Annotated in this window: 6 protein-coding genes; 5 read left to right on the plus strand and 1 reads right to left on the minus strand. The window is 62.7% G+C overall.

Features of this window, described 5'->3' with window-relative positions; all coding sequences use genetic code 11:
• The first annotated feature begins 48 nt into the window (after positions 1–48).
• Both M0D66_RS24315 and M0D66_RS24320 read left to right on the plus strand, forming a co-directional pair.
• Positions 49–1,401, plus strand: a complete 1,353-nt coding sequence (locus tag M0D66_RS24315; protein WP_266211752.1) for an MFS transporter — start codon at positions 49–51, stop codon at positions 1,399–1,401.
• Between the two features lie 198 nt (positions 1,402–1,599).
• Positions 1,600–2,343 (plus strand): FadR/GntR family transcriptional regulator, encoded by a 744-nt coding sequence (locus M0D66_RS24320; protein ID WP_054040224.1) that lies wholly within the window; start codon positions 1,600–1,602, stop codon positions 2,341–2,343.
• Between the two features lie 114 nt (positions 2,344–2,457).
• On the opposite strand, the gene M0D66_RS24325 is transcribed toward M0D66_RS24320, so the two are convergent.
• On the minus strand, positions 2,458–4,041 hold the full coding sequence (locus tag M0D66_RS24325; protein ID WP_266211753.1) for an aldehyde dehydrogenase (NADP(+)): 1,584 nt from the start codon (positions 4,039–4,041) through the stop codon (positions 2,458–2,460).
• A 245-nt stretch (positions 4,042–4,286) separates the two neighbouring features.
• Here M0D66_RS24325 and garL point away from each other — a divergent pair, with 245 nt between their 5' ends.
• The 3 genes from garL to M0D66_RS24340 all read left to right on the plus strand — a co-directional run bounded on the left by garL (position 4,287) and on the right by M0D66_RS24340 (position 8,490).
• Positions 4,287–5,087 (plus strand): 2-dehydro-3-deoxyglucarate aldolase, encoded by an 801-nt coding sequence (garL, locus tag M0D66_RS24330; RefSeq protein WP_211708795.1) that lies wholly within the window; start codon positions 4,287–4,289, stop codon positions 5,085–5,087.
• An 11-nt stretch (positions 5,088–5,098) separates the two neighbouring features.
• Positions 5,099–6,013, plus strand: coding sequence for a 2-hydroxy-3-oxopropionate reductase (locus tag M0D66_RS24335; RefSeq protein WP_093646426.1), 915 nt, complete (start codon positions 5,099–5,101; stop codon positions 6,011–6,013).
• A 278-nt stretch (positions 6,014–6,291) separates the two neighbouring features.
• Complete coding sequence (locus M0D66_RS24340) at positions 6,292–8,490, plus strand: glycoside hydrolase family 28 protein (RefSeq protein ID WP_266211754.1); 2,199 nt, start codon at positions 6,292–6,294, stop codon at positions 8,488–8,490.
• Positions 8,491–8,556 lie beyond the last annotated feature (66 nt).

Raw genomic sequence — 8,556 nt, forward strand, 5'->3', positions numbered from 1 at the left:
CAACGTCGCCGGGCGCTTTTTCACAGATAAAAAGTTCAGGAGATGACGATGGAAATGAGCCGCACCGCGAGCCCCGCCCATGTCGCAAAGCGCACCAAGGTCCGCTACGGGATTCTGTTGCTGATCTTTGTGATCACGACATTCAATTACGCGGACCGCGCCACGCTCTCAGTAACCGGATCCGCGATGCGCGCCGAGTTCGGTTTCGACGCGATCAGGATGGGTTACATCTTCTCCGCGTTCAGCTGGGCCTATGTTCTGTCGCAATTGCCGGCGGGGTGGCTCCTCGACCGTTTCGGCGCGCGGCGCGTCTACGCGGCGAGCATTTTCCTGTGGTCGTTGTTTACGCTGCTGCAAAGCTCGATCGGTCTGCTGGGCAGCGCAGCCGCCGCCGTCATCGCGCTGTTCGTGCTGCGCTTCGCAATGGGCGCCGCTGAATCCCCGGCGTTTCCGGCCAATGCCAAGGTCGTGGCGAGCTGGTTTCCCACCAACGAACGCGGCACTGCCTCCGCCATTTTCAATTCAGCGCAATACTTCGCAGCGGTCATTTTCACGCCGCTGATGGCCTGGCTGACCCATGCGTTCGGCTGGCACGCGGTCTACCTCGTGATGGGCGTGGCCGGACTGCTACTCGCCCTCACCTGGCTGAAGGTGATGAAGAACCCCGCCGATCACCCGCGTGTCTCGCGCGCCGAACTCGACTACATCGAACAGGGCGGCGGCGTGGTGAACGGGCACTCGAAAGCGGCCCGGGCCGCGGACGTCGCCAGCACCGGTGGCTGGTCGCTCGTGCGTCAACTGCTGACCAACCGCATGCTCGTCGGCGTCTATCTCGCTCAGTACTGCATCAACGTGCTGACCTACTTCTTCCTGACCTGGTTTCCGATCTACCTCGTGCAGGCGCGCGGCATGACGATTCTGCAGGCGGGTCTGGTGGCGTCGCTGCCGGCGATCTGCGGATTCTCCGGCGGCGTGCTGGGCGGCATCCTGTCCGATGGGCTGATCCGGCGCGGGCATTCGCTCACCATCGCGCGCAAGGTGCCGATTGTCGGCGGCATGCTGCTGTCGGTGTGCATTATCGGCTGCAACTATGTGTCGACCGACTGGATCGTCGTCGCGCTCATGTCGCTCGCGTTCTTCGGCAAGGGCATCGGCGCACTCGGCTGGGCCGTGGTGGCTGATACATCGCCGAAAGAGGCACTCGGTCTGTCGGGCGCGATCTTCAATATGTTCGGCAATGTCGCCGGCATCGTGACGCCCATCGTGATTGGCTATCTCGTCGCGAAGACCGGGTCGTTCAACGGCGCGCTGGTTTTCGTCGGCCTGAATGCCCTGCTGACGGTGTTCAGCTACCTCGTGATCGTGAAAGACATCAAACGGGTCGAACTGCGCCGGGGCTAGCAGTCAGGCTGTTATCGTACTTCCCGGGGCGCCTACAAATTAACGCGGCTTGTCCGCCAGGCGCCTGAAACCGGGCATCGACGCCAGGTCCGACACCGATGCCGAAATTGATCCGGCGTTTATATAATCAGTCGTCAGACGACGGTATAATGAATCGCAAGAAGTACCTGCAACTATCTGATTCAAGGGGCGTTTTCGATGGCTACACCACTGGCATCCGCAGCACCGCCACGGCGCGCGCGCAATCTTGCCGAGTTTGTCGTCAGCTACGTCACCGAGCAAATCGCGTCTAACGCATTGAAGCCCGGCGACAAACTGCCGACCGAATCGCAACTGATGGTCACGCTGAGCGTGAGCCGCACCGTCATCCGTGAAGCGATTTCACGCTTGCAGGCAGGCAAGATCATCGAGACGCGCCATGGCATCGGCAGTTTCGTGCTGGAACCGCAGCGCGAAAAGCTGGGCATCGACATGGTGCCCGCCACCACCTTGCGCGACGTACTGTCGATCCTGGAACTGCGTATCAGCCTTGAAACGGAATGCGCGGGTCTCGCCGCTCAACGGGCCAAACCAGACGACCTCGCGCGCATGCGCGCCGCGCTCGACGCGATTGAAGCTACCCGCCACAACGGGCTGGATAGTGTCGACGCCGACCTGCAATTCCATATCTCCGTGGCGCGTGCAACCGGCAACCGGTATTTCGTCGACATCCTCACGCAAATGGGTAGCGCGCTGATTCCGCGCAACCGGCTCGATTCTGCGGGGATCGCGCGTGCTGAACCCGACGCGTATCTGTCGCTCGTCAACCTGGAGCACGAAAGCATTCTCGAGGCGATCACGCGGCACGACGCAGAAGGCGCGCGCGCGGCGATGCGCATGCACCTGTCGAATAGCCGCGAGCGGCTGCGGCGCGCCAACGAAGCGGCGGAAGCAAATAGCTGATTCCTTGCGCTGAGCAAGGTCTGATTCATCACGCTGAATGCAAAAATGGCCGGGATATCCCGGCCATTTTTTTGTCTCATGCGGCGCCCACTTGGGCGCCGCTCACGGCTTCGCTTAGCTGCGCGTGATCTCGCCGTCACGACGACGCCACAGGTCCAGCGGGTTGGCGTCGGCCAGCGCTTCCGGCAGCAGATCGGCCGGGAAATCCTGATAGCACACCGGACGCAGGAAGCGCTCGATCGACGCCGTCCCCACTGACGTCGCCCGGCTATCGGACGTCGCCGGGAACGGGCCGCCATGCACCATCGCGTGCGAAACCTCGACGCCGGTCGGGAAACCGTTGACCAGAATCCGGCCGGCCTTGCGCTCGAGAATCGGCACCAGTTTCTTCGCCGCTGCCAGATCCGCGCTATCCATCTGCACCGTGGCGGTCAGCTGACCGTCGAAGTGCTCGGCGACGGCGAGCAATTCCTGCTCGTCCTTGCAGCGCACGATGGCCGACGCAGGCCCGAAAACCTCGTCCTCCAGTGCCGGTGTGGACAGGAAAGTCTGCGCGTCGGTAACGAACAAAGCTGCGCAAGCCTGCGTCGGCCCTGTCGCGTCAATGCCGCGGGCAACCGCCTCGACGCCGCGCGTCGCCGCCAGCTTGTCCTCGCCCTCTTCGTAGGCCGCGTGAATGCCGGCGGTCAGCATGGTCTGCGCCGGCTTGCCGCTCAGCGCCTCGGACGCCGTTGCAACGAAACCCTTGAGTGCGTCGCTGTCGACGGCGATCGCGAGCCCCGGGTTGGTGCAGAACTGGCCCGCGCCGAGCACCAGCGAATCGACGAAGCCACGCGCGATGGTCTCACCGCGTTGCGACAGCGCGTTCGACAGGAGGAACACCGGGTTGATGCTGCTCATTTCCGCGTAGACCGGAATCGGCTCGGCCCGGGCAGCCGCGACGCGCATCAGCGACGTGCCGCCTGCGCGCGAACCCGTGAAGCCCACCGCCTTGATCGCTGGATGCGCGACCAGCGCTTCACCGACCGAATTGCCGGCGCCGACGATCATCGAGAACACGCCTTCAGGCAAGTCCATGTCCTGCGCGACTTGCTGAATCACACGACCGACCATCTCCGAGGTGCCGAGGTGAGCACGATGCGCCTTCACCACCACCGGGCAGCCTGCCGCGAGCGCCGCAGCGGTATCGCCGCCCGCCACTGAAAACGCGAGCGGGAAGTTGCTGGCGCCGAACACGGCGACCGGGCCCAGCGGAATCTTTTGCATCCGCAGGTCGGAACGCGGCAGCGGCTTGCGCTCGGGCAACGGCGAATCGAGCGTGGCGGCAAGCCATTGGCCGGCGCGTACGACTTGCGCGAACAGTTTGAGCTGGCCAGTCGTGCGGCCGCGCTCGCCTTCGAGGCGCGCCTTCGGCAGGCCGGACTCTTCGTGCGCGCGCTGGATCAGCGCGTCGCCGAGCGCCGTGATGCCGTCCGCGATACGCTCGAGAAACTCGGCACGCACCGTGAGCGGAAGATGCCGGTACGGGTCGAACGCTTTCTGCGCGAGTTCACAGGCGAGTTCGACATTCGCGACCGAGCCGCTGCCGAACACCGGCTCGGCGATGTCGGCACCCGTGGCGGGATTGAACGCGCGCAAGGGTTTTTCCTCGCCGCGCACTGCTTTGCGACCAATCAGCATTTCGCCGGTAATAGACATTTCGCTTTCCTTGGATGGACATCTCAGATATAGGTCATCCTACAACATTGGGTAGCCTACGCGCAACCTGAAACCCTTGCTCAGCGAGGAATTCGGGTTTACGTGGCCGTTACAACCAATCGGTCCGATGCTAATCTTCATTAAGATGTACGACGACCTATAACATTTCAATCAGTAAACGTCGGAGCTTGCCCGCTTATCTGCCAGCTTACCTGCCCGCTCAATCGCAGCTCGAGGAGACACCCATGACAGCCGCCACGCCTTACCAGCCTTTGCCCAATAGCTTTCGCCGCGCCGTCTGCGGCGGCGAAACCCTGATCGGCTGCTGGGCTTCGCTTGCCAGCCCGATTGCTACGGAGCTGCTTGGCATTGTCGGCTTCGACTGGATGCTGCTGGATGCCGAGCATGCACCGAACGACGTTCTGACGCTGATCCCCCAGTTGATGGCGCTCAAGGACAGCCCGAGCGCGCCGGTGGTGCGGCCGCCGGCCAACGACAGCGTGTTCATCAAGCGACTCCTCGACAGCGGCTTCTCGAATTTTCTGGTGCCGTTCGTCGATAGCGCCGAAGACGCGGTGCGCGCTGTCGCCGCGACGCGTTACCCGCCGCAGGGTATCCGCGGCGTCTCGGTGAGCCAACGAGGCAATCGCTATGCGACCGTTGCCAATTACTTCGATATCGCCAACGACAACGTCTGCGTCATCGTTCAGATCGAGAGCCGCAAGGCGGTCGATAATATCGACGAGATCCTCGCCGTGGACGGCGTCGATGCCGTATTCGTCGGACCGTCCGATCTTGCGGCTGCCTATGGCCACATCGGCAACCCGAATCATCCCGACGTGCAACAGGCCATAGCGCGCGTCTTCGAGCGCGCCCAGGCGGCCGGCAAGCCGAGCGGCATCCTCGCGCCCGTGCAGGCCGACGCGGAGCGCTATATCTCGATGGGCTGCCGCGTCATCGCGGTCTGCGCCGATATGGGGCTGCTGAAAGCTGCCGCGCAGACCGTTCAAAAACACTTCATGCAGAAACAGGCGGACCGGACGTAAGGACGGCCGCCATGACATCTCCGGAGATTTCCATGCAAAAAGCAGGCTTTATCGGACTCGGCATCATGGGCAAGCCCATGGCCGCCAACCTTCTCAAGAACGGCGTGGCTCTCGCGGCGTTTACGCGCAGCGGCGTTCCAGACGAACTCACCCAGGCCGGCGCCGTCGCGTGCGACAGCCCCGCCGCCGTAGCCGCGCATGCCGACGTGATCTTCGTCATGGTGCCGGACACGCCGGACGTCGAACGCGTGCTGTTTGGCGAACACGGCCTCGCCGAGGCCTTGCGCCCCGGACAGACGGTGGTCGACATGAGCTCGATTTCGCCGATGGCCACCCGTGACTTCGCAGCCCGCGTGCGTGAGCGCGGCGCGGACTATATGGATGCACCGGTTTCAGGTGGCGAGGTCGGCGCCAAGGCCGGTTCGCTGACCATCATGGTGGGGGGCGAGCCGGCGACCTTCGATAGCGTCAAACCACTCTTCGACATGATGGGCAAGAACGTCACGCTGATCGGCGCCGTCGGCGCGGGCCAGGTGTGCAAGGTGGCCAATCAGGTCATCGTCGCCGCGACGATCGAAGCCGTCGGCGAAGCGCTGCTGCTCGCCTCCAAAGCCGGCGTCGATCCGGCGCGTGTACGCGAAGCACTGATGGGCGGCTTTGCGTCCTCGCGCATTCTCGAAGTACACGGTGAACGGATGACGAAGCGCACCTTCGACCCGGGCTTCCGGATCGAGCTCCACCAGAAGGATCTGAATCTCGCACTCTCGACGGCTCAGGCGCTCGGCGTCTCATTGCCGAATACCGCCACCTGCCAGCAGCTCTTCAACGCCTGCGTGGCGCATGGCGGCAAAGCATGGGATCACTCCGCCATGGTGCGCGCGCTCGAAATACTCGCCAATCACGAGATCGGCCAGAAGACCGCCTGAACCTGCAAGGCCGCAAGCCCAATCCGCAGCGCCGTTTCCGCCTGCTCTATGCAAATAGAGAAGATGGAACGGCGCACGCCGCGTTAGGCGTCCCAGCGAATCTTCACAGCAACCCAACCACACTCATCAACAAAGTTTTATTACAAATATTAAGGATGACTGACGGCCATGCAAATGGGTTCGATATTCGCCGCTTAATCAAGCGACGGATTGAAGAGGCATGGCCCATCGAAAACTGACGATCACTTACAGCGCCCGCAAAGGGCAAGGAGACATCCGTGGCATCTAAAGATAAAAATAACGGCAAGCCGGCGACATCGAGAATCCGCAGCCAGGACGAACCCAACTCACCTAAACGCAGAGCGTTTATGGTGCTCGCGGGAACCTCCGCGGGCGCAACCCTGCTAGGCGGACTGTCCGCCTGCGGCGGCAGCAGCAGCGGCTCTTTAAGCGCTACGACACCCGTGTCGACTACGCCAACCGCAGCTGCGGACCCAATCTGGGGGCCAACCGGCCAGGCAACGGCGATTATCAACAAGCTTGCGGGCATCACCACGTCGACGTTCCCAGCGGTTGATTTCCAGGTGACGGGCTACGGCGCACGGACGCTGCCGGCGTCCGCCTTGATCCAGGCAAGCGCGTGGCCCGGTGGCGCGATTTCATGGGTGACGGGCTCGCAGGCTGCAACGTCGCCGCAAAGCCCCGGCTCGAACGTGATGGTGCCGTGGGATATGACGGACACCGGCTATGATTCGTGCTCCGCGTTCAATGCCGCGATTCAGGCCGCGCATGCGGTGGGCGGCGGGCGCGTGGTGGTGCCTGCGGGCAACTGGTACTGCGGCGGCCCAATCGTTCTCCTGAGCAACGTGAATTTCCATTTGAGTTCCGGTTGCACGATCTATTTCAGCCCGAACCCGGCTGACTACGCGAAGAATGGTCCGTACCCGACTGCGAACGGCAATCTGTACTGGACGCGCTGGCAAGCGAACGACTGCCTGAACTTCGGCTCGCCGATCTATGCGTATCAGCAGAACAACATCGCGCTGACCGCCGACGACAACACGTGCGTTCTGAACGGTCAGGCAATGACGCCGATGCAGTTGAGCACCAAGCCGCCGACGTCATGCTGGTGGACCTTCAAGGGCACGAGTAGCGCGTACGGTTACGTGAAACCGGCTTCGGGAGGCACACCGGTTTCGCAAGCCGACGCCAACACGGGCACCACCTCCTACCCGGGCAACGCCGGCACCTACCCGGCCAGCACTGCCCTGACGAGTCTGCCCGCGGCCCAGGTCACGAATCCGCAAGCCAACGTGTCGTTCACGAATCAGGATGGCACGACGACGACGCTGATGAACCTGCTCACGGTTTCGGGCTGGAATCAGGACCAGAACTACCTGCCCGCGCTGTCGGAACTCGGCGTGCCGGTCGTTAATCGCGTCTTCGGCCTCGGCCACTTTCTGCGTCCATGCATGGTCGAATTCATCGGCTGCACCAATGTGCTGCTGCAGAATTACCACACGCAGAACACGCCGTTCTGGCAGCACCATCCGACCGATTGCACGAACGTGGTGATCGACGGCGTGTTTGCCGACAGCATCGGCCCGAACAACGACGGCTTCGACCCGGATGCGTGTAACAACGTGCTGGTGCAGAACGTTCAGTTCAATACCGGCGACGACTGCATCGCGATCAAATCCGGCAAGTGCCTCGACACGGAGTACGGCCCGATGCAGAACATCGTGGTCCAGAACTGCACGATGCAGAGTGGCCACGGCGGCCTCACGATCGGCAGCGAAATGAGCGCGGGCGTGGAAAACGTCTACGCACGCAATCTGACGATGCAGAACGAGAATTGGGCGACCAATCCGCTGAATATCGCGCTTCGCTTCAAGACCAACATGAACCGTGGCGGCTTCATCAACAACGTATGGATCAATGGTGTAACGCTGGCCAATGGCGTGAATCTGGCGGGGAAATACGGCGGCGGCGCGCTGGGCTCGAGCGTTCCGGGTTCGATCCCCGGTACGGGCACGGTCGGTCTCGCGGCAAACCCGTCTACCGGACAGGGCGGCCTGATCACGTTCGACTGCGATTACAGCCCCTCGGGCGATTCGGTGCGCTGGAACCCGGCGACGATCAACAACGTCAACATCACGAACGTGAACGCGACCAACGTGTCGGGTACGGTGAGTTACGCGATGCCGACAGGCTTCTCCGCGACATCGGCTTCGTGCTTCCAGGCAATCGTCGCGCAGGGGCCGGTCGCTGCGGACTACAACGGTCCGCTACCCGTGCCGACAGTGCAGCCGATTACCGGCGTGACGATCTCGAACTGCAACCTCGGAACGCCGATCTGCGTGGGACCCGCAACTACGACCACGCCGGGGCCGGTCTTTGTGAGCAACGTGAAAGCCATCACGCTCAGCAACGTGGTGATCGGTGGCGTCACGTATAACAGCTCGCTGGTGGGCTGATGGGCAAGCGGTCTCCGGCATGCGTCATGCTGGAGACCTTACGTCGACCGTCGATCAGCGTTAAGG

Source organism: Paraburkholderia sp. SECH2, assembly GCF_030464795.1.
Lineage (GTDB): Bacteria > Pseudomonadota > Gammaproteobacteria > Burkholderiales > Burkholderiaceae > Paraburkholderia > Paraburkholderia aspalathi.

What these genes read in the sequence shown, in the direction of transcription:
- M0D66_RS24315 (WP_266211752.1), top strand. Translation starts at nt 49, where the DNA reads ATGGAAATGAGCCGCACCGCGAGCCCCGCCCATGTCGCAAAGCGCACC.
- M0D66_RS24320 (WP_054040224.1), top strand. Translation starts at nt 1,600, where the DNA reads ATGGCTACACCACTGGCATCCGCAGCACCGCCACGGCGCGCGCGCAAT.
- M0D66_RS24325 (WP_266211753.1), bottom strand. Translation starts at nt 4,041, where the DNA reads ATGTCTATTACCGGCGAAATGCTGATTGGTCGCAAAGCAGTGCGCGGC.
- garL (WP_211708795.1), top strand. Translation starts at nt 4,287, where the DNA reads ATGACAGCCGCCACGCCTTACCAGCCTTTGCCCAATAGCTTTCGCCGC.
- M0D66_RS24335 (WP_093646426.1), top strand. Translation starts at nt 5,099, where the DNA reads ATGACATCTCCGGAGATTTCCATGCAAAAAGCAGGCTTTATCGGACTC.